This is a genomic window from Spirosoma sp. KCTC 42546 (assembly GCF_006965485.1).
GTDB lineage: Bacteria > Bacteroidota > Bacteroidia > Cytophagales > Spirosomataceae > Spirosoma.
Window position 1 is genome coordinate 1,935,294 of record NZ_CP041360.1, and the last position, 26,305, is coordinate 1,961,598.

Here is a 26,305-nt window from a genome sequence, read left to right on the forward strand (position 1 = left end):
TTATTTAAGCTGTTTGAACGTTTCGTTTTCAGTGTATTTTTTGTCATTCCGACTTTAGCGGGGCGGGGGCGGCTCGTGCCGAGAAATCTCAACGTTTCTCATTAATCAAGCCTGAGATTCCCCCTGGCGTCGGAATGACAGAAAACGAAGCCGCTTCAGTAATTCGCTACTTCAATATCATACTAGCTTCTGCACTTTTGATGATTTCCTGTGCATCGTCAGGCAGCAGCAAGCGTTGTTTAACCAGGTCGTTAACTGATTTCGTAACAGCCTTAACGTAGCTCATATGCGTATGGTAGCGTTCTTCTAGCGATAGGCGGGGGTCGTTGGCTGCTATGCGCTCAGCTTTGCTTGCTTTAAAGGGGATGTATTGCCCCGCTCCTTCGCAGCCCTCATTTTCGCCAAAACCGGCACTACGCAGAGCCCAGCCCGTGGTGGTAGCTGTAGGAACAGCAACGGAGGGTAAACGAATACCCGCCACTTCATTTCCATCTGGATCAACCCTGGAAACGAAACTCACGTAGGTTGGCCGGTTGGTTAGGGTGGGTGGGTAATTCGTCAGAATTCCCTGAGCATATGATGGCCCAAAATCGAGCTGGTAGCGCGTTGTGATTAAGCCTGTATACGTCACGCCAGGGATAGTAGGCCAACCGAGTTTGGCTTGTGGAACGATGCCCGTTTGCGAGCCGGGTTGAGGAATAGCGATTACGGCAGTGCCGTTTGCCTTTCGGGGTACGGCACTTTGGGGCGGTTCGATGCCTTTAGTGACCCAGTCGTCGAGGGCGATAAATAGCGCACGCAGGAGCGGATCTGCATTGGTTGGGTTCTGTAGCTGCTGACATAGTCCGCGTGAGGATGCGTTTCCCGTACCATGCTGGGCACCCGATACGAGGAAGAAGCGGACATTTTCGGGATCAGGCAGGTCATTTCCTTTTGTGTCTGTATGCAGGAGGGAAGCCGCTTTTACCCAGTACTCATTTGCCGAATTGACCTCGAATACCTTGGGGCATGTGTTACTAGCCAAACAGGTAGCGATTCGACCGGCTGTTTTCCCCGTAAGTGGATCGGATATAACAGGATACGCAAAAGGGAAACTGGACTCCGGGTATAAATGATTTTGTCGGTTTCGTTCAGTCCGGGAAGGTTGCGCAAACCGAACGTTCAGGCCAATACCACTACCACCACCCAGCCAGTTTTCGATACCATCGAGAACACGTCGGCCTTTCTCATCGGCATTGAAGCCCAACGTTTGAAAATCATTCAGGTAGCGAGCCGGTTGCGAGACAGCAAAGGAGAACGTATACTTAATATCGTTCGCTAATGGATTCGGATTTCCAAAATCATCGGCGTTGGCATAGCGCAAGAACGAAACAAAATCCCGTGTAGCGGCCAAGCCAATCCCGGCAACCATCGGATCACGCGCCGTGTAGCTGAACTCATAAATGGCACTCTGCTTAAACGGTGTTCCGGCAGGGAGCAACCGAATCGTTCGCTCATTCACATATTCCCAGCCTTCTGCCGGTATAATCGTTGGGGAGTTCTGTAAGTGATCGCGTACCGTAAGTGTTGCCTGAGCTTTAGTCAAGGTTGCGGCAGGATAGGCGAGGGAATGATTCACCGACGTCGCATTGTCGTACACAATGTATTCGTAAGAAGGCCCCGTAACGGGCGATCCATCAGCGTTTTTGGCTATCGGTAGGTTGATAGTCAGGTTGTTATTTGTCGGAGCAGCCGATGGGTCCCAGCCATTCCAGGCAATTGTGTAGCCCAGATTCATCAGGAACGCATCACCTGCATGTGCGGCTGTGGTTGGGTCATTGCCACCACTACTTTTGTTAAAGCCACCGAAGAGTTTGCCGCCCCGGTTATTGACTTCCAGAACGAGTTTATGATTACCGTTACTGAGGTTAATGGGTTTGAGAATGTAAATATCCATGGCGTACTCCACCATGCCTTTTGCGTTGCGGGGAGCCAGCCGGATATCGGTAATAAGTGCGTTTTGTGGATTGGTTGGATCTAGTTCGCCATAGGCTTTTCCCCGGAGTTTTTCGTAAGCGCCCACTTTCCCGAATACGTTCCCCTCAAACGTTGGCGATTGTCTGCTGGTGATCTCAATGCGAATAATACGTGCCTGAGCCATTGAACTCGAAATCAGCGTGATGGCAAGTAGGCATACCGATCGATATAGGCGTAGAACAGAAGTGGGTCTATTCATGAGGAAGGTTTCGTTTCGGTAAAAAAACGTTTTGTTGCTTGAGCTACTCTGTTCTCACTCGGCAAAGCCAAGCGAGAACAGAAAAATTATTGTCCACAGAGAACACAGAGTTATCTCTGTGCCTCTGTGGACAATATGGCGGCTACAGTGCCTGGTACCTAGGCGATACTTGACGATAGTACTACCTTACACCTTTTGAAAAATAACCGTGCCATTATGCCCCCCAAAACCAAACGTATTGCTCATCGTTGTTCGGACCTGTGAAGAAATAGTTTCCTGCAACACAATTGATAGATTCGAAGGAATGGCAGGGTCCAGTTTGGTCGTGTTGATCGTAGGTGGAATGACATTGTCGCGCATGGAGAGCAAACAAATAATTGCTTCAATAGCGCCAGCCGCTCCCAGTAAATGGCCCGTTATAGACTTGGTTGCACTGATCTTTAGCTTTGTTTTTTCGGTCCCGGTTAGTTTCGCTACCGCATTTATTTCAGATAAGTCGCCTACGGGTGTAGACGTAGCGTGGGTATTCAGGTAGTCGACATCAGCAATGGTCAGACCGGCTTCGTCCAGTGCGAGTTGCATGGCTTTGGCGGCTCCTAAGCCTTCTGGATGGGTGGCTGTCATGTGATAGGCATCAGCCGTCATGGCTGCACCCGTGATTTCTCCGTAAATGGTGGCACCCCGTTTAACGGCGTGTTCGTATTCTTCCAGTACCAGTGCCCCGGCACCTTCGGCCATTACAAACCCATCCCGACTGACATCAAAAGGGCGCGAAGCCGTAGTTGGATCATCATTCCGGGTCGACATGGCTTTTAGCGCGCTGAATCCACCAAACGAAGCGGGGGTGATTGGGGCTTCGGAGCCACCGGTTATAATTATTTTAGCTTTGCCCAATCGGATGTACGTAAACGCATCCATGATCGCCGTATTTGAGGTAGCACAGGCCGACACCGTCGTGTAATTAATGCCCATGTAGCCATTCCGGATCGAAATCATACCCGAGGCCATATTGACAATGAGCTTTGGTACAAAGAACGGACTAAACCGGGGTTGGCCATTTCCCTGTACATATTCGGTTACCTGCTGCTCAAACGTTTCCATACCGCCCTGGCCTGATCCCCAAATGACGCCCACATCGAACGGGTCCATTTTGGTAAAGTCAAAGCCCGAATCCCTGATGGCCTGATCGGAGGCAATCAAGGCGTACTGCGTAAAGGGATCAGTTCGCTTGATGTCGGCGTGGCTTAAATAGGTAGAAGCGTTGTAATTTTTAAGTTCGGCTGCGAAGTGGGTCCGAAATAAAGACGCATCGAAGTGCGTGATGGGCGCGGTTCCACTTCGACCCGCTACTACGTTCTCCCAAAATGTCGGAATGTCGTGGCCCACGGGAGTCAATGCGCCTATACCTGTAATAACAACTCGGTGTAACATGATCGTTGATTCTATGTATGAACTGAGTCAATTAGGAACTCAGTAATCAGTTTGATGGTCCTTGTGAAAAAATGCAGGCAAAGGTACTAAATAAAAATACCTTTTGGTATATTTGTCATATGGAAAACAATTTGTCTAAAGCAGAGCGAACCCGGCAGTTCATTATCGAATCAACGGCGGGTATATTCAATACAAAAGGGTATGCTGGAACGTCGTTATCTGACTTGACAGAAGCTACTGGTTTGACCAAGGGGAGTATTTACGGGAATTTTGGCAGTAAAGAAGAAGTAGCCCTGGCTTGTTTTGATTATAACCTCTCCAAAATTAACCGGGCAGTTCAACAACGGCTCGATCAGGAGACTTCGTTCCATAAAAAGCTGCTCGTATATACACAGGTCTATCATAGTTTTAATGGAATCTCCTTTCCTGAAGGAGGTTGCCCTATTTTAAATACAGCTGTTGATGCCGACGATACCAATAATCTATTGAAAGATAAAGCCGCCAAGGCGATTCTGGCCTGGAAGAAACGGCTGATTGATTTACTACGCGGAGGCATAGCTGCTGGAGAGTTTAAGGCAGACGTTTCGCCTGAGCAAACCGCTTTATCGATGATCGCATTGATTGAAGGAGGGATTATGATTGCCAAAGTAACGAACGACCCGACCAGCTTAGTCAAAATCCTTAAAACTGTAGAACTGTTGATCACTCAATTAAAAACATAAAATTTTTTGAACTAAAATATACCGATTGGTATTTTATGGTCAATCGACTCGCAGCAGATATACATGAAACCAACTTGCTGGCCTGTTATCAACTTCTTATATAGTACAGTCAATACAAATGAAAACGACTCAGAATACGATCCTAATTACCGGTGGAAGTGCCGGCATCGGCTTTGAATTAGCCAGACAATTCGATCAGAAAGGCAATCACGTTATCATTACGGGTAGGAGCGAAGAGCGTTTGCAAAAAGCGGCTGCTCAACTGAAGAACGTAACAGCTATCGCCTTCGACGTCACCAATGAGGCAGACGTGAACCGGTTGGTGGATCGTTTGCAAACTGACTTCCCAAAGCTGAACATTCTGATCAATAATGCCGGAAATGCCTTTTATTATAAGCTAGAGGCTGAGGCTAATGCCTTTGAAAAAGCGGGCGAAGAAATGCTCACCAATTACCTCTCGGTAATCCGGCTTACCGAAAAACTGGTGCCTTTGTTAAGCAAGCAGGAAGAATCGGCGATTGTCAATGTATCCTCTATCGTAGCCTTCGCACCCAATCACAAGTTACCTACCTATGCAGCCAGCAAAGCGGCTCTACATTCGTATACGCAATCGTTGCGGATTACACTGGAACGAAGCTCAACAACCAAAGTTTTTGAACTGATGCCTCCGCTGGTCAATACCGATTTCTCACAGGCAATAGGTGGCGAAAATGGAATTGCTCCCTCAGTGGTTGCCGATGATTTACTTAGTGCACTGGAAAATGACAACTATGAAATTCACGTGGGCAATACGGCCCAGATCTATGCTTTGTCACTCTCATCGCCAGCGGGTGCTTTAGCTGTCATGAATGCCTGATAAACAGTGAATTTCTGTTGAGAAGATCCGTATTTCCTGAAAAAATAATACCGTAACCGCTAACAAAGCCGTTGCGGTATTATTTTTTCAGGAAATACTAGTACATATTTTGGATTGATTTATTACTATAAATTTATAGTTACTTAGGGGGGCATTATTTTTGGTATCATCTGGGTATTTTTTCACCTTGCACTGTTTTAGGAGCATTTCCTAGTATACCCACCGAAGAAAAATAAATGAAAAAGGCGGTTCTGACTTACACGTTGCTACTGCTTATCTCCTTTTGTGCAACAGCCCAAAAGGCAACGTTCGAATTTTTTACGACGGCCGACGGACTGTCGGGAAATAATACCTCCTCGGTCACGCAGGATGATCAGGGCTTCATCTGGTTTGTGAATGATGATAAACTTCATCGTTATGATGGACGGAATTTTGTGGTGTACCCAACGCCAAGGGAGTTATCGGCTGGTCGGGAACACTTATTGGGCCTGGCCTCCTGGCAAGATTCATTGCTATTTGTATGGAGCGAACATTATCCATTTCTGTTCAATCCAAAAACAGGAAATTGGCAACACATAGAACTCAAGGAGAAGGATAGTAAAAACGACGGGCGTCGTTTTTGGAAAACCTTAGGGCAAGCTAATAGCCTGATGAGCAGAGTGAAAAAAGGCTTTGGTGTAGCCTACGCCTGGTCGTCTCAGAAGAATAAATTAACGCCTGCCCGCCTGTCCAAACCCAATCCTTTGCTCAGTACCTATTATTGGTCTGGCATGGACGCCTTCGATTACACGCTCAGCTATGTTGATACGCTCTACCAAGTGGACAAATCTGGCCATACGCAAACGGTAACCCCACTGGGTAATATTTGTACCGATTGCTATAATCTTAACTTTCAAACTGCAACTGACGGCACGATAAAACTACTGGTGAATTTTCGTTTTTATCAATTGGACAAGGCTAAAAACAGATTTGTACCCCATCCTGCCAATCGTTTTTTGCAAGCTAGCCAAGCTAAATTACTTCGATTTGTTGTAGAAAAAAACGGTAGTATCTGGGCTTGTGGTTACGACAGAGCGCTTATTTATTATGACGCCGTAAATGATACACTGTACGATTTTCATGATGAATTGAAACGATTACTCCCGAATCGCAACGATTTCAAGGGTTTATTTCAAGATAGAACCGGAATTGTCTGGGTAGATACCAGGCTGGGTTTACTGAAGGTAAGGCCGAAATCTAATCCATTTGATACCTATTTTAGTGGACTGAATCAGGCCAATGCCTATTATAGTTTCAGAGGATTCACTGAGGACGCAAAAGGGCTGATTTATGGGGTATACTACGAAGGGATCGCAACCTTAGACCCCGCCAAAAAACGACCACAACGTAATTATACGTTTAGCCCCATCCTCAACTTATTCGACCTTGCCACCGAAGGGGATCGAGTCTGGATAAATGGCGGGCAACTTTTAAATCCGAAATCGGGCCAGTTAACCAATGTGCCGAGTGCATTTCTTGAAAATCCCTACAGCGATAATGGTTTTTTCGCCAAAGACAAAAACGGAACCTTGTGGTGGGCTTCTCATTACTTTTTGTATCGCTTAGATAAGCTGGCAACTGGTTTTCATTGGCGTAAGGAACTGGAGTTATCCGAGAAAATCTTCAATAAGACTGATGCACTTCATGTAGGAGCAAAAAGTGGAAAATTATGGCTCAGCTTCAACGGGAAACTGTTGCAATATGATCCCAAAACCAAAAAACAGCATTGGCTAGACCTCAGAAATGGGGAGCTGTCCATTTCTCGCATCACAACCATCCAGGAAGACCGAAACGGGAAGCTTTGGTTAGGTACAGATGCCGGGCTTGTTTATATTGATCCTGTCAGCGGCACCAGGAAGCACTACACAGTAAATGAAGGCTTGCCCAATAATTTTATTTGTGGCCTGTTGACCGAAGGCGATTCCTGCCTGTGGTTAAGTACTAATCATGGGCTTTCCCGGTTTCATATTCCTACCAGAACATTCATCAATTTTTTAGAAGAAGATGGCCTGACCTACAACGAATTTAACCGGAAGTCTTATTTCAAAGCCCATGATGGCCGGATGTTTTTTGGGGGTATGCGGGGCGTCAACGCTTTTTTTCCAAAAGAGGTGATGCAAACGTACCGAAATAGGGATCAGAGCGCTCAACTAGTGCTTACATCGTTTGAGCACACAGATGAAAGGCTTGATACCGTTCTGCGGGAAATTAATTTTGCCCGCAAGCCCAAAATCCAAATCTACAATTGGGATTGGTCGTACACGTTTGAGTATGCGCTGACAGATTATGACAATCCCAGTGAGATCTTCTACAGTTATAAAATGGAAGGCTATAAAGACAGTTGGTCTCCCCCTTCCAAATTTAATTTTACCCGATTCAATAGTTTACCCAGTGGCGAATATGTTTTCCGGGTGAAAGCGCGGGATAGTCGGGGACGGTGGCACCCGAATGAACTGGCTGTGATCGTAGTAGTGCATCCGCCCTGGTGGGCTACCTGGTGGGCCTATCTCACCTATTTTTTGCTGCTTTTAGGCATTGCTTATGGGATCTATTCTTTTTTGAAAAAACGCTTGCTGCTCCAAAATGAACTGAAACTGGAACAACAGGAAGCCCAGCGACTCAAAGAGCTGGATCAGTTTAAAAGTCGACTTTATACGAATCTCACCCACGAATTTCGCACCCCACTGACCGTTATCCTTGGTATGGTTGGGCAAATTCGGAGCCAACCCGGAAAATACCTTGACGAAGGAGCCCGGCTTATCGAAAACAATAGCCAAAATCTTCTTCGCCTTGTTAATCAGTTACTTGACCTCTCCAAACTTGAAAACAAATCGTTTCAGTTGAATGTACAACTGGCCAACATTGAGCCCTATCTGCGCTACATCACCGAATCGTTTCAAACGTTCGCGAATAGCCAAAACTTATCCCTCCGATTTGTTACGACTTCGGAGTCGCTTGTGATGGATTACGATCCAGAACAAATAAAACAAGTGTTAACGAACCTGATTTCCAATGCACTTAAATTCACCCCATCGGGTGGCGACATCAGGGTTCGCATGGTAGAGGCTGGAGATCAGTTGATAATCGAGGTGCAGGATACAGGTATTGGCATTGCTGACAATGATCTGCCTCACGTGTTCGACCGTTTTTATCAGGTAGATGGCTCGCATACCCGTCAGGGTGAGGGCACCGGTATCGGTCTGGCGCATACGCAGGAATTAGTCAAATTGATGGGTGGCCAAATTAACGTGAAAAGCGAGCTTGGCATAGGAACTACGTTTTCCATTTGCATACCCGTGACAAGAAATGCCCCAGAAAGTGACAGAAGGGCGTCAATACAGGACCCAGTCATAGAGGTGATTGCGTCAAATCACCCACTTTTGTTACCCGACGAGTCTATTCATCATTCATCTCTCATCGCTCAGCATTCTTCCCTCCCCCATCTTCTTCTAATCGAAGACAATTCCGACATCGTTATTTATCTCAAGTCCTGTCTTGAGGGACTGTATCAGGTGGATGTAGCTTACAATGGTAAAATTGGTATCGAAAAAGCCCTTGAAAGCATACCGGATATCATTATAAGCGATGTGATGATGCCCGAAAAAGATGGCTACCAGGTTTGTGATGTACTGAAGAACGATGAGCGTACGAGCCACATTCCCATCATTTTATTGACTGCCAAAGCAGGTACCGACGCCAGATTAACGGGCTTGAAACGCGGTGCGGATGCTTATCTGACTAAGCCATTTCATAAGGAGGAACTGCTGGTACAACTGGCAATGCTGGTGGAGAAGCAAAAGCGATTAATCGCCCATTTCTCCAAAAAACAACTCATAGAGGCACCTGCACCAGTTATTGAACAGGCAGTAGAAGACGCTTTTGCGCTGGAAGATGCGTTTGTGCAAAAGGTGGCAGAAATTGTGGCGGAAAACTTCGCCGATGACGGGTTTGGCTTACTACAGCTCTGCCAAACAATTGGTATGAGCCGATCCCAATTGTTTCGAAAAATGAAAGCGTTGATGGATACATCGCCTTCCGATTTCATCCGCTCTTACCGCCTTACCAGAGCCAAACTTCTTCTGGAAACGACTGATCTCAGCGTATCGGAGGTGGCCTGGCGAACAGGATACAAAAACCCCAGCCATTTTTCTACTTCATTTCAGGAAGAATTTAGGATTGCCCCAAGCGAAATTAGAAAGTAACTGATTTATAGGGTATTGTCTCATCTCTCATTGGTTTTAAGCAATCAATGAGAGATTTTTTTTTACTTGATGCAACGAATAGAAACGTATTTGGGACGAATAGAGAAGTCGGATTAGGTAGAACATCTCAACTTTGTATTCAGAAGTCAACATATAAAATGACTTCTATAAGAGTACCTACCGTAACTAAAATCAGGATGTGGGCGAGTTTGATTTGACCAGTTAAATTAAGCTCGCCCTATATCCATTTTATCTGTACTCACCTCACCTTTTAATTAGTATGTTTGGCACCATTGTATTTTGGGACGAAGCTACGGGGCAGGGCCAGATACGCGCCTATGGAGGATCGCCCAAACCACTTTTCTCAGCCTCTGCCATTGACCGTGATGATTTTCCTTCTACGTTAGCTACTGGCCAATTAGTGGCATTCGATTATGATCAGCTTACGGGTCAAGTTACCAATGTAAGGAGTCTCCTGTATCAACTTGCGAGATAAGAAATCGTGTAGTCAGTGTGTTGCCCCTTTTGTAGCTATGAATGCGTACAAATAGGGAAAGCAAACGGTACAACAGTAGCTTGTTTCGTGTGACAAATTGAAATTTTAACCCATACCAACCGGTTGTCGAGCATGAACAGCCGGTTGGTATGGGTTTTTGTTGTTACTAATCTTAGCGAAACGTAGTTTTCAGTTTTACTATAATATGACCTTAAAGGTACTATAAATCAGTTATTTACCGTTCGCTAAAGACCTCATGGCCCTGCGCGAATTTATTGCCTATTTGACTGTGGGTTACGAAGAATGCGAATGCCTTGTTGCTGTTTCTATCGATTTCTTCGACTAAATAAAACAGTCACACCTGTTCAACTAAACAGTCGCTATGCAGCTTAAACTATCGAAGGCTATTGCCGATATAAAATCCGCTTATGATGTAGTGGTTATTGGTTCAGGTTACGGTGGAAGTATTGCCGCTTCGCGGATGGCCAGAGCTGGTAAACGAGTTTGTTTACTGGAAAAAGGACGGGAGATTCGCCCCGGTGAATTTCCCAGAACACTCGATGAATCCTCCCCTCAGTTGCAGATTCATTCCAAACAAGGCCATGTTGGTAATCACACCGGCCTTTTCGATGTGTATGTTGGTGATGGCATCAGCGTCGTAAAAGGCTGCGGTTTAGGGGGGACGTCGCTCATCAATGCGAACGTATCCATTGAGCCGGAAATGCGCGTCTTTGAGCGGAGTAGTTGGCCAACTGCTGTAAAGAATGACCTTGACGGCCTGTTTGCCGGAATGGCCAAAGCGAAAGAAATGCTACGACCAACGGGCTACCCAGTTGGTACGCCGGGTTATCCTGAACTGCCGAAAACAGTAGCTCATCAAAAATCGGCCGCGGCTCTGGGCGAAGTTTTTAGTTACGTGCCAATTAACGTCAACTTTGAAAATAAGCCAGAAGGAAACCATGTTGGCGTGGCTCAGCAAGCCTGTAATAATTGTGGGGACTGTTGCTCAGGCTGCAACGTGTCGGCCAAGAATACAACCCTGATGAACTACCTGCCCGATGCCGTCAACTTCGGGACCGATATTTTCTGTGAAGTAGCCGTCAGCCATATTGAACGACAGGGGGAGAAATGGCAGGTGTATTACCAGATTATGAACGTGGGACGCGAAAAATTTCAGGCTCCCCTGTTGTTTGTAGAAGCTGATCTGGTATTCCTGGGCGCGGGCACTTTAGGTAGTACCGAGATCTTACTTCGATCAGCTCAGAAAGGGACACTTTCACTTTCGACCAAATTAGGCGACCGCTTTACGGGCAATGGCGATGTGCTGGGATTTGGTTATAACACAGATCATTCCATAAACGGCATTGGGTACGGAGATGGTACGGATGTGGCACCTGTAGGTCCGTGCATTACATCGGTGATTGATGCCCGTGGTAAACCAGTACTGGACGATGGTATGGTCATTGAGGAGGGTAGTATTCCAGGCTCTATTCGATCCTTAGTAAAACCCATGCTCTTTTTCTCGTCCCGCCTGGAAGGGCAGCATGGCCAACCCGGCCTGGCGAATTGGGTAGAAGAACGAGCTCGTGAAACCGAGAGCCTGTTTCGGGGAGCGTATCATGGTGCGTTAAACAATACGCAGACGTATCTGATCATGACCCACGACGATGATAGTGGTAAAATGTCCCTCAGCCAAAAAGGTGACCTGACCATTGACTGGCCGGAGGTAGGCAAGGAGAAAATTTTCCAGAAGGCTAATGACAATCTACAGAAGGCTACGCAGGCTCTGGGTGGCACGTTTGTTAAGAATCCTACCTGGACTAAAGAATTTGATTTTGATCTGGTTACGGTTCATCCGCTGGGCGGCTGCATTATGGGCGACAACGCCGAAATGGGCGTAACCGATCACAAAGGTCAGGTTTTTCACGGGCAGACCGGGACAGAATTGTATCTTAATCTGTACGTAGCCGATGGCGCGATTATTCCCTGCTCGTTGGGCACCAATCCATTACTGACCATTTCGGGCTTTGCCGAACGCAATGTGAAGCTGATTGCCGAAGAACATGGCTGGTCGATCAACTACGATTTTCCGACGCTGAAAGCCAAAGAAGCCGCCATGACGCCCGTTGGTGTCCAGTTCACCGAAACGATGAAAGGTTATTTTTCAGCGAATGAAAAAGACGATTATCAGGCAGGTTTAGATAAAGGCAGAGCCGACAATTCGTATATGGCCTTTACACTAACCATCCAGGTGCAGAACGTAGGCATGTTTCTGAACGACCCTACGCACCTGGCGGGTATGGCCGGGACGGTAATCGCCCCACATCTGTCTACAAAGCCGATGACGGTTTCTGAAGGCCAGTTCAATCTGTTCATCGCCGATGCCAACAATTCGCAGCAGAAGTATATGGAATACAGCATGAAGATGCACACACCAGAAGGCAAGGTGTATTTCTTCAAGGGGGCCAAAAACGTGTTCGATGATCCGGGGCCTGATATGTGGAAAGACCTGACTACATTATTCATCACCATCTATGACGGCGATAGCATTGTTTCGCCGGTTTTGGGTAAAGGGATTCTAAAAATCGAAATCGCTGATTTTGCCCAACAACTGACAACAATGAAAGCCCTGCATGCGGATGGGTTGCTCCATAAATCAGAAGCGCTGGCAGCATTCGGAAAACTGTTTGCGGGCGATGTTTGGGAAACCTACTTCCTGAATTGATTAACTCAATCAATAGAATCCATACTATCTACAGAATCGTAACGTCCGGAAGCCATGATACACGAGGCCGATTTTGAACGCATTCCCTTCGATGCCCTGGATGGATTCAAGCTCAATTTCTGGCGTTATAGAGGAACAGATACCAGCAAAGGCCCCATTTTATTGATTCATGGTGCGGGTGTACGTGCCAATTTATTCAACCCACCCAATCAGCCAAATATTATTGAGATGCTGGCCGCAGCAGGCTACGACGTATGGCTCGAAAACTGGCGTGCGAGTATCGAATTTGCCGAAAATGAGTGGGATTTAGATCAGGCCGGATTATACGATCATCCGGCTGCCGTTCAGAAAATATGCGACGTTACGGGCTACTCCGACATGAAAGCCATTGTCCACTGCCAGGGGTCAACCAGCTTCATGATTTCGGTGGTTTTAGGATTAGTACCGCAGGTGAAAACCATTATTACAAATGCGGTTTCACTGCACCCCGTTGAGCAGGAATTTTCGGTTTTGAAGCTGACTACGTTAGTCCCTCTTGTCAGTCGAATTACCAACTACCTGAATCCGCAATGGGGAAAGGTGGCACCTACTCTGAAGGCTAAGCTGTTACGGGCTTTTGTCAATACATTTCACTGGGAGAATGATACCCCCGTTGGCAAGTTTGTCAGTTTCACCTACGGAACTGGCTGGCCCGCACTCTGGGAACTAGCCAACCTGACCGACGAAACGAAAAACTGGATTCAGGGCGAATTTGGGGCGGTACCGCTGCGCTTTTTTCAGCACATCCGGCGTAGTGTCAAGCAGGGAGCGCTGGTGCCTTTTACTGGGGCAGGTACCTATGTCGATCAGCCACCTAAAACATCGGCTCGCTTCGTCTTTTTTGCCGGAAAACTCAATAAATGCTTTAGCTGGAAAAGTCAGCTAAGAACGTACGAATACCTGAACACACTTGAGCCTAACCGGCACAGTCTGCACCTATTACCCACCTACAGCCATCTGGATGTTTTCTTTGGAAAAGAAGCTCACCAGGAAGTTTTTCCGACAATGATTCGGGAACTGAATGACCCTACGTAACAACCAACCAGCCCTATTACCATGAACCCAACAAACAGCGTCGAAAAAACTTCCTGGTTTCACAGAACCTGGCTTGTTATTTTTCTCTGCATCTTTTGTTTCCCGGTCGGCATTTTTGCCCTCTGGAAATCAACGGAATTCTCTCCGACTGCAAAGATCATTGGGACGATTCTTTCGCTGGCCATTGGCCTGTTTCTGCTCTGGTTTTACATCATTGCCTATTTTATCCGATACCTGTAATCCAACTCACTTCCCTTAATCAATGGCAGTACCTAAACGCATTCGAGATTATGAAGGGCGCTATTCATTCGTGGATGGCATTCCATTTAAATTACCTGTTAGCGCAACAGATTCGCCCGCGCTCATGGCTGCTTTCCCCTGCAACTACGACGCGGCTCTCAAGCTGATGCCAGGTAATGAGTTGTTTCCGGTTCGCTTGCCAAATGGGAAGGCCGTCTTTATTGTCACCATCATTAATTACGTTCACACAACCATTGGCAAGTACATTGAGTACAGCCTGGCTGTTGCCTGTACCCACGGCCCCAAACCCGCTCCCCGTTTACTACCGGCCCTGTTTCAAAAGTTTTTTAAAACAGGGCAGTTCATTCTCGATCTGCCCGTGAGTACCGAGATTTCAGTAAAAGGGGGCAAAGGCATCTGGGGAATGCCCAAACACAAAGCCAACCTGGATTTCATTGTTACCGATACAGTCGTCTCATCGCAGTACGAAAAAGATGGCCAGTTTGCCTTTCGAATTGAAATGGACCGACCGAAACGGGCCAGCATTCACCTGAATATCGGCTCGATCAATTACAGCCATTTCCGGAACATGCTGATGGCTTCCTACATTTATTTCGACTCCAAAGCAGGCATCAACTTGATGAGTAAAGCGCAGGCTCGCCTATACCTGGGTGATCATCCCAAAGTGGCCCGATTGCATACGCTCAACATCGAACCGAAGGCGTTGTTTACGGCTTTCCTGCCCAGTTCGCACGGAGTTCTCGACGACCATTTTGAGTGTTGGTTTGTTACCTACAAAACCCCCGAAACCGATACCTCGGAAGGTCTGTCGAGCGTCTTCGGACTGGAGAACAAGGAGGAGTGGTTACCGGCACCTTCGATTACTGATTTTCAGCGCTATAAACTCTAACTCCGGTGATAAAACTAATACTCTTTCGGCTGAGTAGCTTTCTGCTCATGTTCGGTGCATCCGTTTATATGGGCCTTTGGTGGGGTTTACACATTATCTGGTACCCAAGCTGGCAAAATGTGCGTCTGGATAATGTGGCCGACCATTTCATTAACCCAATCGACCACGCAATCAGGTTTTTTACGGTGTTGGTGAGCATTATGGTAGTAACGAATATCGTGCTGATTATTCAGGAATGGCATACTAAATTCCGGTGGCTGGCTATCGTCGTTTTCGGGTTGCTTAGTATGGTCACGTACACCTTCCAGACCAAGATTTTGCCCGTTATCAACGAGATACGCGTTGGTTTACCCAGTCAGCAGGCGCTTACCGTGAAAATGAATGAATGGATGCATCTCAACGATATTCGTTGGGTATACTACTCCGTCATCTGGACACTGCTCATGATTTACTTTCTGACCAATAAACCGAAGTCCTGAACATGCTACGTCTTATCATTTTAGGTATCTCCGTACTAACGTTCATCTCGGGTCTGGTTCAGATGATACAACCCGGTTTTGTGCTGGATTTTGTAGGGGGCGAAAGCACGCCTGTGACCCGCCATTTTTTCGGGACAATAGGCATGTTTATGCTGATTTTGGGCGGTCTTATGGTACAGGTACTCTATGAAGCCCAGGTATCGCGGGCCGCTCTGTTTTGGGGAGGATTGCAGAAATTTGGGGCTGCTATTGCGGTTGGAATAGGCATCATGCACGGGCTTATGTCGCCCATTGCCGGTCTGGTAGCCAGCTTCGATTTCGTGTCAGGAATCCTGTTTTTTGTCTACCTGCGAAGTTTGAAAGAGTAGGAGTCGTGTAGCATTGGCGCTATTTTCTATCCGTGGAGGGCAACTAGTGGAACCTGACTTCACGCAAACTCCCGGTAAGTACCCATTGTGTATTCTCCTTAACCACACCTAACCATACCTTAACCCCTTTCCCAATGGCTACGTCGTTATTTGAATCAGCTACAACGAATCGCTCGCTTATTCTGGCAGGAGGAGGTGTGCGGTTAGCGTATCATGCGGGTGTGTTAAAAGCACTGGAAGAGTCCGCTATTTCCTTTCGGCATGTGGATGGTACATCGGGCGGGATTTTCAACACCGCCATGCTCGCGGCTGGCCTCGATCCCGAGGAAATCTGTGCCCGTTGGCGGCAGTTGAATGTCATGAATTTTGTTTCCCTGACACCCGCTGAAAATTACCTGCGACTGACCCGCATGACGGCTATGGGCGATGCCGATGGTATTCGGAAACAGGTGTTTCCAACCCTGGGCATTGATGTGGCAAAAATCAGGCAAAATCGACGGTTTAGGGCAACATTTAATGTGTGCAATTTCTCGCACAAAACCGTCGAAAACATTGCTGATACCCAGATTAATGAGGATTTCCTGATTGCAGGCATGTCACTGCCCATTTTTATGCCCGCCCTCCAGATTAATAGCGATTGGTATACCGATGCAGTCTGGATTAAAGACGCCAACCTGATGGACGCAGTGCGGGGAGGAGCCGAGGAAATCTGGCTGGTGTACTGCATTGGCAATTCGCGGGAGTACCTCGATGGCTCATTTGTGCAATACGTTCACATGATCGAGATGAGTGCTGCGGGCGGTTTACTGGCTGAGTTTGACTGGATCACACAAATCAATGAGCAGATCCGGCAGGGTAACTCACCTTATGGACAAACGAAACCCATTCGCTTACAAGTCATCAAACCCACGTTTCCATTGCCGCTCGACCCCGATTTATTTCTGAAGCATATTGATGTTCGAGCACTGATCAATATGGGTTATGCGGATACCAAAGCCTATCTGGAGCATGTACCGGCAGCGGGCGTACCCTGCGATTATAAAGCGGCCCAAATGCAAGAACCGGGGATTTCGATGCAATTCATGGGCCAGTTTAAGGGCGAAACGTTCTGGGAGGGTGCGCGTGTACCCGTGAAGTTATATGCGCTCTTCGATCTGCGCGAACCCGTAGAAGGATCATTTCAGGTAGGCATGTTCTGCTCGTTAGCGTTGGGGTTAGCAGGGTCTGAAGTGTCAACGTATAAGCATAGCGTTAGTTTACTGGCTACTAACGGAGAAAGGCAACTGCTACTAACTGGTAATTTCTGTAACGACGGGCAAATTCATACAATCAGGGCTACGTTCCCGCTGAGCAGTGCACTGGATTTCAGGCTGGGGTTAGACCTTAAAAGGATGATCCTGCAACTCGATGAAAACGAGCGTTCGACTCTAGTTCAATCGACCCGAAGCCGCCTGAAATCGTCCTGGAACAGCCATTTGTACGTAACGGCAGGTTGGCAACGAAGGTGGGCAATGAAAAACAAACTGTTGCGCCTGTTTTACAACTCCACCAACGTTGCTGAGGTATAGAGAATAGCTTTATCCATCTGCTTTTGCCGGTTGCCCGTTCACGTTTGGTTGTGTGCCCGTTGTGGCAACCTGAACACTTTCGGTTGTTTGGTGAGTGACTACGGTTGCCTGTGTTGGTGTGGCAGGTTGGTCTTTCCTTGTGAAATTGATCGAGTTAACCAGGCCCTTCATTCGGGATGGATCGTAACCTGCCAGATAAGCCAGTAAGGAGACTGATACGGCAAATTTGAAATAAGACGATGCGTTCATGCCCGCAAAGCCTGCGCTATCGTTGGGGTCAACGGAGGTCGTAAAGTTGGTTAAGTAGGAACCCGCAATGAAGATTAAATAGGTAATAAACCCGCGTAGCATAGAAACTAACGGGTTCTCGGTCATATACATGTAACTCTCAAAATCTTCTGATTTCGGATCAAGCATAGTAGGGCGGAGGTGTTGAAGTTGATTGTCGGCGGCCAGATTGCTGGCAAATCCGCCTAAAACTCCGGCAAGTGATGCCAGTAAGGCCGTATTGGTAGGGGTGAACGTAGCCGCGTAGAGGATGAGATAGCTGAAGTCAATGTATCCGTCGTGAAAAATCAGAATGCGATAATCTTTAGAATTTAAACTCATGCCGAAAATAAACAGTAAGAGCCAGCCTATAAATAAGAGTATACCCACGCTGGTTTTGGTGAGCCTACCAGCCATAGTTAGTTCTTGAAAGGTGGGTTGCTGCGATGAATTGATTGTGGTCAGAGATGAGGTTGAGTTCATGGTGGTAGCAGTTTAGTGTAAAGGAATTTACAGCTTTATTTGTTGACTATCAATGGCTTGATTCTGATTTGAGGAAGAATACTCGTTAAAACCAGTAGAACTACGTACTGCATTGAGTCAGAAAATAGAGTTTATTTATAGCACCATTGATCGTTCACTATTTTCCCACCTCCTTCCTTATGAAGTCGATTATTCGATACGGATTTGTGTGCGGGCTGGCCGCATGGCTGGTCGGCTGTAATCTGCTCGATACCATGGTAAATCGGGCCGTTGTTCGAAATTTGGGTAAGGGAACGAAATCGAAAGCGGTTATTGATTCCGCCGTGGAAGACATCGCCCAGCATGCCGTTATGGGCGCCAATCGGGAAACGGCCAGTATCTCGCGCGCCCTGGTTCAGGGGCTCAAGGGGTCGGTCGATACGCTGAACCCGGACATTCAGAAAGCCATGCACTTGATTGACAGTGTTGGTCAATTATCCAACACGCAGGTGGCACTGATCATGCAAACCGTAATTGACCGGATTGATCACATGAAAGGGCAGATTAAAGATGAGCAGTTGAAGCAGTTCTTTATGGATGCTATTGCCAGCACAACGCACCAGATCGACATACAAACGCGGAGTATGCTGGCCAATATGATGATGAAAGCCATTGATGATCTGAACTCAGACAGTGCCCGAGGCAAGATAGCTGCCATTCGGGATAGCCTGCTGAACGATGCCACCAATAAACGGCTGCAAACAACTATTCTAACCTCTGTTCAACCCACACTGGACACGCTGACGAATCGCATTGACCGGATCGTGAATAAGAACATTCCTATTGTTCAGCGCTATGCCTACCAGTGGCTCATTGGCCTCGGGGTGGTAGCCGCTGCTATCATTGGCTGGGTATGGTATCAACGCCGTCGTTACCTGCGAATCGTTAAGTTGCTGACATTACAGATCGATAAAATTCCCGATAAAGAGACCTACGATGAATTAGTGAGTCGTATTCGCCACAGTGCCCAGGCCGAGAGTCTGGAACCCGTACTTCGGACTGTCTTGCAGGATCAGGGGATCAATTAGACGACCTGACTACAGCATTGCCCAAAAACGCATCTTACTTAACCTCCTTTTCCTAAAAAACTGTGCCTAAATCCACTACACCCTTTCCTGCCTGGGCGCCAACTTCTCCGCCTACAGAAGACAAAGACAAACTCAATTTCGAGCGGCAGAAGATGGAGCCCTGGTACGATCCCGGGCAGTTGGCCCGTACAGCCCTGCGCACCATACTTTCCTCATTATTCGGTACTTATGCCGATAAACGGGAAATGCAGGCCTGTCTCAAAGCCAGCGAACCCTATATAAAGCTGGCCGACAAAGATGAAGTCTGGATCGATTATATTTCTGACCTGGGGTCTGGGTTCAACTCAACCTATAGCCTGGCCTATCTGCTTGGTAAAGAAGAACTGCATGTGGCCGGGCATGATACCAAGCGGGGGAATTTATTGATTATGGGGGGCGATGAAGTATACCCAACTCCCAGCTGGGAACAGTACGCCAATCGACTCATTGGGCCTTATCGATCAGCCAAATCGTTTATTTCCGAACCCAATGCACCCCGCCTGTTCGCTATTCCGGGTAATCATGACTGGTATGACGGCCTGACATCATTTCTGAAAGTATTTTGTCAGCAGCGTTGGATCGGAGCCTGGAAAACAGAGCAGACCCGTAGTTATTTCGCGATTCAATTACCGCATAATTGGTGGCTCTGGGGCATCGACATCCAGCTTTCAGAAGATATTGATCTGCCCCAGCAGGAGTTTTTTGAGCGGGTTAACCGCAATTTTACCAAACCGGGTGATAAGGTAATTCTGTGCACGGCAGAGCCTTCGTGGGTCTATCAGGCCTATAAAAGACGTGATAAATCGTTTCGGAATCTGGAATGGTTCTGCGAACGATACATTACCGATCCGAACCTTAGAGCGAAGCCTCCTCACCCAACCGATGGCCCGCTGAAAAAATTAACCCTGCCGGTCACGATTACGGGCGATATGCACCATTACAGCAGTTATTTCTACCCACCTACCGATCCTGATAATCCAACAGTACCGCCCTTGGAATGGAAAATTACGGCTGGGGGAGGAGGGGCATTCATGCACCCAACGCATCACCTTCCGGTTGACTTTAAGGAGGATGAAGATTTGCTCTATGGACAGCGTAAGCCTAAAGAATACCAAAGTAAAGCGTTCTACCCTGATCAAAAGAAGAGTCGGCGACTGGTGCTGGGGAATCTGTTGTTTCTGATCAAAAACCCCTGGTTTACCAGCCTGATGGGAGCACTTTACCTGTTCTTTACCTGGATGATGGTTAGTGCCGAGTTGTTTAAGCCAGCGTATGATCAATCCGATCCCTGGGTAGCTCTCTGCCGGGATTTAAGTGGTCTTATCAGGCACCCATTCCTGCTGTTAGTTACTATTCTGATAGGTGCTGGTTTTATCAGCTTTGCCGACCGAAGTCATAAACGAAATCGGTGGGCAGCTAATGCGGGCGGGTTGCTTCATGGGGTCATACAGGTTGTTTCGTTACTGATGGGTACCTGGTTTATTGATCATTTCTGCAAGTTGATTCCAACGGACTGGGAACGCATTTCTGTTCAGTCGCTGGCATTGCTTCTGATCGGTGGCCTGATTGGTGGGCTGGTTATGGGAGTGTATCTGTTAATTGCGAATGGGATTTTCGGGACCCACGAAACCGAGGCCTTTTCATCGCTACGTATTCAGGATTACAAGAATTTTTTGCGTTTGCACCTGACGAAAGACCACCTGACAATTTACCCGGTCAATGTTGAACAGGTTCCCCGACAGTGGACGTATCAGGCCAATATGACGAACGGTGAACCCTGGTTCGAACCGGATAGCCCTTTACATGCCGGACTGATTGAACCTCCCATTATAATTGATAATCTAATGTCGAAAAAAACGGCTTAAAGTCTAGTTAATTTCATGAGGTAACCTAGGCGGTAAATTTGATGATGATAAGTTGAAAAAACGCCAATAGTGTCTGTGTTTTTTAAATTAAATTATAGATACTATTGGTACTTTTTTTCTCTATCTGCCGAAATATAAAAAACTCTTATATGTTTCGGATTTAATATTTATTTTACTGTTGAACTGATAGATAAGTCCACTTTTCTTGTAGAAAAATTGCTATAAATAGCTCAGCTTTTGCAATCATTTATTCTGTCGACACACGTTTATACGTGTGTCGACAACATTAGTGCAGTGCCAATACGGGAAAATCCCCGTTGTTTCAAACTTAAATTATATCATACCTTTGTATAGTAATAACATATGGTGGGCGTAAACCTGTTTAAGCCTGCCATTTTTATGGATGATCATCAGTAATAGGTCGCCGTTTTACTGTTCAAAAAAAGATAAAAAAAGGATCGCTCCGACGGTGCTTATGCTAGTTTACCGCTACTGCTACTAACTGAATAATCTAAATTTAATTAGTAGATAATTGGCGGATATGTACCTGCTTCTATGATGGAAATAATAGCCTTGATTTGATAGAGTAAGGTTAGCTTTTTTTGTGTCTTAATGATTAGTTATAATAGGATAATTTCCGGGGAATAAATTCTTTAAGAAATTTGATTTTTGTACTGATGAATAGCGAATGGTTGGTGAGTTGGATTTAAACGTAAAAGACAAATGGCAACAACTAAAAAAACACCTAAAGCCACCGGCGATGATACGCCTGTATCGAATAAGACGGAAGAAGCGGCACCAGCGGTTGATAAGAATACACAACCGCCCTCAGAAGGGATAAATCCTCAGACAGTACCACCTACTAAAGAGGGAATTGAAACCGTTGAGGGGTTTAACTTTCGGGAAACCGATGCGGAATCTGAGGCCGAGATGGTGGCCGTAGCGGATCTCCCCCAATTGCGGGATATTGGCGAAGCCTCGTTTGGCCCTCCACCAGCTATTCCTGCCCCAACAGGTGAACAGGCCGAAAATGTACATGGGGACGATAACCGGGTGAAAATTACAACTACGGCTAGTTATCCATGGCGCGCTATTGCTTCGTTGCTTATTACGGCTGCCGATAATTCAATGTGGATTGGAACGGGTTGGTTTATTGGCCCACATACCTTAATGACAGCTGGACATGTCGTTTTTATTAAGAATAGTGGCGTACCTGGTCGGGATGGCTGGGTCAAGAAAATTCAGGTAATGCCCGGTCGGGATGGCAGTGCAATGCCTTATGGGTCCGTGGTTAGTACCGACTTTCACTCTGTTACGGGCTGGACAAACAATGGCGACGAAAACTATGATTATGGCGCCATTATTATTCCTACAGACATGGGTAAGACAACCGGCTGGTTTGGCTTTGGCGTCTACTCGGATTCCGATCTGAAAAATGCCGTAGGAAATATCTCGGGTTATCCGGGCGATAAGCCGACAGGAACCCAATGGTACGACGCACGACGGATAGACTCGGTGAACAGCTGGAAGGTGTTCTACGATATTGATACGGCAGGTGGGCAAAGTGGAAGTGCTGTATACCGAATTAGAAATGGAAGTCGCATGGCTATCGCTATTCACGCTTATGGGGGCGTAACCACAAATTCAGGTACGCGGATAGGACCGAATGTTTACAAGAATATGTTGGCCTGGAAGGCTTAATAAATTCTACTTTATACCCACAGCTAGCAATACATAATAGCCTGTGGGTTTGCGAGCTGGGCACTAGTTTCTATGAATACGAACCCGAGTGTTATTACGGGTAGCGTCTGTACCGCCGATAAACAGCCTGTTGCAGAGGCAAGGGTCTACTTTGTGGCTGGCCCGGTAGCCTTACCCGATATCACGACGCTGACCGATTCGGCAGGGAAATTTTCGTTATCAGCTCCCGTAGACGGGACCTATCAGATTGGCTGTACAGTCGATGGATTTGAACCGGCTACTGCTTCTGTAGCGATAACGAAGGGTGAGAACGCGCAACTTGAGATTAGCCTGAAGCGGTAACGCCGATTGATGTTAGCGTGGTTCAGGCCAACGAATAAAACACCAGAAAACTCCCTAACAAAACGAATATGTCCCCTCCTGATCAAGGAACTATCCCCAATCCTGACGCTACCCAAGGGCCAGGTGATGATCTGCTGGTCCATTATAAACGGCTCCTTCTAGCTCGTGAGAATCAGGCCAGGAGTACCGAATCGGCGGGTGGTGACTCTGTGAACCCCGACCTGAGCAATCCGGCAATTCGGGACCGACTCGATCAAACAGCGGCCGATTGGAATCAGATCATTAAAGAACACCTGGGCGATAAACCCAGACTTCGTCGTATTGTTAACCAGATTGTTGCCAATGCCGATGAAGCCCTCCGGGTGGTTGAGAATAATGATGTTGAGAAGGTTCTGCAAAAGCCCGAAATTCTTCAGAATCTGGAGTCGATTGTGCGAACCGATGGCTCCCGACCTTCCTTTATGATTCGTCAGGGGAAAGTTGATAAATCGACCAGTCCTTTGGGGGACTGGGGTGCCACCCTCGATGGCAGTGCCGATTCACTCAAAGATGCCATTGCCTGCGTTGGGCGAATCAATTTGCCGGGTTCTCCCGGTGGGTTTATCGGCACCGGTTTTTTGATTCAGGCCAACCTGATTCTGACCAACCGGCATGTGCTGCAGGATATTGCCCGGCAACAACCGAATGGTGATTGGGTCTTTCGGTCGGGGGCTGGTATTGATTTTGGGATGGAATTTCGGGGGTTGGGGTCGGTCAATCCGCGCACCTTCAAACGGGTTGTTTTTACCGGTTCCCAGGAAATTGATCCTAATTTTATTGATCACACCAAATTAGATCTGGCCCTGATCGAACTGGACCCCGTTGGTGCTGATCACATTCCGCGGCATATACTGGGGGTTGATGTGGCTCCTGACTGGCCTGATAGTTTGCCCACCTTATTTACCATTGGGTATCCGGCTAACGACCCACGTGTGCCCCCTACCTTGCTGGAGGAGTTGTTCAAGAGTACGTTTGGCTGTAAGCGCCTGGCGCCGGGTCTGCTCATGCCGTTGCCCGCGAGTGCCCTGCCCACTCCGTTTCGGGTTGGTCATGATGCCACTACGCTGGGGGGCAACTCAGGCTCGGTGGTGCTGGTGGCTGGACGGGAGCATCTTTCGGCTGGCTTACACTATGCAGGCAAGAGCATGGAACCGCGTATCAACTCGGCGCATGTGCTGGGTCGGGTGTTAGCTCAAACCGATGGCCGTTCCTCAAAAACGTTGCTGGAGCATCTGACCGATTTTGAGGTAAAGCTCGTAGACCGGATTTGAAAACAACAAACTAAATGGCTTTTCTGAACCATGCCAACCATCGAGCAGATTCTTGCCGCTTTACGCACGTCGCGTCCAACGTTTACAAACCTGTTTGAAGAAGCTCAAACTGATTTGCCAAGCCAAAACCGCCTGGCATTTGAGGCCGTTACATTGGTTGCCGATGATACCGAAGCGTACGTGAAAGCGCTCCAGTATGCCCAGGCGAATAACTTTCTGCAACCACTTCTGGAGCGACTGATTAATGAGCGTCAGGAGGATGGGAGCCTTACCGTACTGTTGGCCAATCAAACCAACGCGGGAGCAGCTACCCTACAGGCAATGGTCAATGAAGCACAGGGATTTGTTCAGCCGGAGATACTATGCCGGGGTATCAATGATGGAAAACATTGGACAGGTCAAATCACTGTGACCCTGCCTGCTGGTGGTCGTGCCAACGGAACATGTATTTTGATTGGGCCCCGCCTGGTACTAACAGCCTGGCATGTCGTACACGCACTATTCAGGAATAATAATGGTACCTGGGAGCCCGATCCAACCATTAATGGTACCAACCGGATACAAGTCGATTTTGATAATTATCTGTTACGAGTCGGGCAGAATGGTGGGTTGGGCGGTAGTGCTGGCGCTATTAAAGTTTTTGGGCACGCTACAGACTGGTGTGTAAAATTCAGTCCATGCCATCAGGATGAGCTGAATGATCGGTTGCCTGCCGACGCCAAAGATTTAGCTGATTTCTGGGATTATGCCATTATCCGACTGGACGCTACACCAGGCATTGGACGGCGTTTTGCCCACCTCGATGCGCAGGCATTTGTACCCGCTCCCACGGATAATTGTATACTGCTTCAATACCCAGCCGCCCAAACACTCAGGCTTGGCTTAGGCGCTATTGGTCGCTTTACGCCACCTAATCCAGAGGTGTCCCGGTTGCGATTCCTGCATCAGATCAATACATTGCCCGGTTCATCAGGCGGAGGGTGTTACGATCGCAGTTTTGTTCTTTTCGGATTGCATCAGGGAGTTTGGAGTCAGGGAGAAGGCCTGAACAGGGGCATACCCATGGTAAAAATCTATGAACACATTAATGTAAGCGGATTACCCGCGCCTGATCCAACTGAAAATCCATACTGGGAGCTAACTACCGATACTAAAAAAGAGCCAATTATTGGGCTCGATCAGTTTCAGGCTGTTTGTTGGCGGCTGGCAATGGTAGGTGGGCCGAGGCTACTCGCCATTACCGGGGCAAATGGCAGCGGAAAAACCTTCTGTGTTCGGGTTCTTTCACAGATGCTTCCGGATGGGGGTAACCTCAAAATTCGACTGAATGCCGGGCCGGGAGGCATTGGCCAGAAAGATGCCCGTCAGCTTGTTGCCGATATGTGCGCTAATGCCGGCGTAGAGGCCCCGGTAATACCCGATATGGACCCCAACTCAACGTCAATCGTATGGCTCAAAAATGAGGTGATCCCTGCGCTACTATCGGCACTGGATCGAGCACGTAGAGGTAATTTAGTCTGGATTCTGTTGACGGATTTGAACAAGGGAACAATTGACGGGTTGCATGCATCCGAATTTTTGTTCCTGTTATATGAGCAGATACTAAAGGTAGACTGGCTCCGCATCGTGCTCGACGGCGTTAGGGCCGACATTCCTGAGTCACTTAATGACGTTACCGAGCGGTTCAGAATCCAGGAGAAAAGTCAGTATGACATTGAAACATACCTCAGGCATTTTTTCAGTACGCTGGATCAATCCTTTGATAGTGAACAGGCTGTACCATTCAGTGCATTCTTAATACAACCCTATCAGAACTTGCTCAACAACAATCCTGACAATGCCCTGAAGAATCTGGCGTCTGAAACAAAGCGGTTTAGCGAAGTATTCAGGAAAGCGGATCAATGAA

20 protein-coding genes are annotated in these 26,305 nt (G+C 47.4%); 17 read left to right on the forward strand and 3 right to left on the reverse strand.

Annotated elements, in window-relative coordinates:
• Window positions 1-166: 166 nt before the first annotated feature.
• A complete protein-coding gene (locus EXU85_RS07835) occupies window positions 167-2,215 on the reverse strand; it encodes an alpha/beta hydrolase domain-containing protein (protein WP_142771550.1) in 2,049 nt (682 codons plus the stop codon).
• 186 nt (window positions 2,216-2,401) lie between these two features.
• Window positions 2,402-3,646, reverse strand: coding sequence for a beta-ketoacyl-ACP synthase II (gene fabF, locus EXU85_RS07840; protein ID WP_142771551.1), 1,245 nt, complete (start codon window positions 3,644-3,646; stop codon window positions 2,402-2,404).
• A 119-nt stretch (window positions 3,647-3,765) separates the two neighbouring features.
• Between fabF and EXU85_RS07845 the strand changes: the two genes are divergently transcribed.
• The 11 genes from EXU85_RS07845 to EXU85_RS07895 all read left to right on the forward strand — a co-directional run bounded on the left by EXU85_RS07845 (window position 3,766) and on the right by EXU85_RS07895 (window position 17,325).
• Window positions 3,766-4,368 carry a TetR/AcrR family transcriptional regulator gene (locus tag EXU85_RS07845; RefSeq protein ID WP_142771552.1) on the forward strand — a complete coding sequence of 201 codons (603 nt, stop codon included), beginning with the start codon at window positions 3,766-3,768 and terminating at the stop codon, window positions 4,366-4,368.
• Window positions 4,369-4,486: 118 nt separating this feature from the next.
• On the forward strand, window positions 4,487-5,224 hold the full coding sequence (locus tag EXU85_RS07850) for an SDR family oxidoreductase (RefSeq protein ID WP_142771553.1): 738 nt from the start codon (window positions 4,487-4,489) through the stop codon (window positions 5,222-5,224).
• 236 nt (window positions 5,225-5,460) lie between these two features.
• Window positions 5,461-9,465: an ATP-binding protein gene (locus tag EXU85_RS07855; RefSeq protein ID WP_142771554.1), complete on the forward strand. Its 4,005-nt coding sequence runs from the start codon at window positions 5,461-5,463 to the stop codon at window positions 9,463-9,465.
• A gap of 280 nt (window positions 9,466-9,745) precedes the next feature.
• Window positions 9,746-9,961 (forward strand): hypothetical protein, encoded by a 216-nt coding sequence (locus EXU85_RS07860; protein WP_142771555.1) that lies wholly within the window; start codon window positions 9,746-9,748, stop codon window positions 9,959-9,961.
• A gap of 382 nt (window positions 9,962-10,343) precedes the next feature.
• A complete protein-coding gene (locus EXU85_RS07865; RefSeq protein ID WP_142771556.1) occupies window positions 10,344-12,686 on the forward strand; it encodes a GMC oxidoreductase in 2,343 nt (780 codons plus the stop codon).
• A 54-nt stretch (window positions 12,687-12,740) separates the two neighbouring features.
• Window positions 12,741-13,760, forward strand: coding sequence for an alpha/beta hydrolase (locus tag EXU85_RS07870; protein WP_142771557.1), 1,020 nt, complete (start codon window positions 12,741-12,743; stop codon window positions 13,758-13,760).
• A 21-nt stretch (window positions 13,761-13,781) separates the two neighbouring features.
• The gene (locus EXU85_RS07875) at window positions 13,782-14,000 is read left to right on the forward strand and encodes a hypothetical protein (protein ID WP_142771558.1); all 219 of its coding nucleotides are present in this window, start codon (window positions 13,782-13,784) and stop codon (window positions 13,998-14,000) included.
• 22 nt (window positions 14,001-14,022) lie between these two features.
• Complete coding sequence (locus EXU85_RS07880; RefSeq protein ID WP_142771559.1) at window positions 14,023-14,910, forward strand: acetoacetate decarboxylase family protein; 888 nt, start codon at window positions 14,023-14,025, stop codon at window positions 14,908-14,910.
• 5 nt (window positions 14,911-14,915) lie between these two features.
• Window positions 14,916-15,389: a hypothetical protein gene (locus tag EXU85_RS07885; RefSeq protein ID WP_142771560.1), complete on the forward strand. Its 474-nt coding sequence runs from the start codon at window positions 14,916-14,918 to the stop codon at window positions 15,387-15,389.
• A gap of 2 nt (window positions 15,390-15,391) precedes the next feature.
• Window positions 15,392-15,757: a patatin gene (locus EXU85_RS07890; protein ID WP_142771561.1), complete on the forward strand. Its 366-nt coding sequence runs from the start codon at window positions 15,392-15,394 to the stop codon at window positions 15,755-15,757.
• A gap of 134 nt (window positions 15,758-15,891) precedes the next feature.
• Window positions 15,892-17,325 carry a patatin-like phospholipase family protein gene (locus EXU85_RS07895; RefSeq protein ID WP_142771562.1) on the forward strand — a complete coding sequence of 478 codons (1,434 nt, stop codon included), beginning with the start codon at window positions 15,892-15,894 and terminating at the stop codon, window positions 17,323-17,325.
• A 9-nt stretch (window positions 17,326-17,334) separates the two neighbouring features.
• Here EXU85_RS07895 and EXU85_RS07900 read toward each other — a convergent pair whose 3' ends face one another.
• Window positions 17,335-18,075, reverse strand: coding sequence for a hypothetical protein (locus tag EXU85_RS07900; RefSeq protein ID WP_142771563.1), 741 nt, complete (start codon window positions 18,073-18,075; stop codon window positions 17,335-17,337).
• Between the two features lie 179 nt (window positions 18,076-18,254).
• Here EXU85_RS07900 and EXU85_RS07905 point away from each other — a divergent pair, with 179 nt between their 5' ends.
• The 6 genes from EXU85_RS07905 to EXU85_RS07930 all read left to right on the forward strand — a co-directional run bounded on the left by EXU85_RS07905 (window position 18,255) and on the right by EXU85_RS07930 (window position 26,304).
• A complete protein-coding gene (locus tag EXU85_RS07905) occupies window positions 18,255-19,142 on the forward strand; it encodes a hypothetical protein (protein ID WP_142771564.1) in 888 nt (295 codons plus the stop codon).
• Window positions 19,143-19,204: 62 nt separating this feature from the next.
• Window positions 19,205-21,046, forward strand: coding sequence for a metallophosphoesterase (locus tag EXU85_RS07910; RefSeq protein ID WP_142771565.1), 1,842 nt, complete (start codon window positions 19,205-19,207; stop codon window positions 21,044-21,046).
• A 723-nt stretch (window positions 21,047-21,769) separates the two neighbouring features.
• On the forward strand, window positions 21,770-22,747 hold the full coding sequence (locus EXU85_RS07915; RefSeq protein WP_142771566.1) for a serine protease: 978 nt from the start codon (window positions 21,770-21,772) through the stop codon (window positions 22,745-22,747).
• Window positions 22,748-22,819: 72 nt separating this feature from the next.
• Window positions 22,820-23,089, forward strand: coding sequence for a carboxypeptidase-like regulatory domain-containing protein (locus EXU85_RS07920; RefSeq protein ID WP_142771567.1), 270 nt, complete (start codon window positions 22,820-22,822; stop codon window positions 23,087-23,089).
• Between the two features lie 68 nt (window positions 23,090-23,157).
• Window positions 23,158-24,399, forward strand: a complete 1,242-nt coding sequence (locus EXU85_RS07925; protein WP_142771568.1) for a serine protease — start codon at window positions 23,158-23,160, stop codon at window positions 24,397-24,399.
• Between the two features lie 30 nt (window positions 24,400-24,429).
• The gene (locus EXU85_RS07930; protein ID WP_142771569.1) at window positions 24,430-26,304 is read left to right on the forward strand and encodes a serine protease; all 1,875 of its coding nucleotides are present in this window, start codon (window positions 24,430-24,432) and stop codon (window positions 26,302-26,304) included.
• Window position 26,305 lies beyond the last annotated feature (1 nt).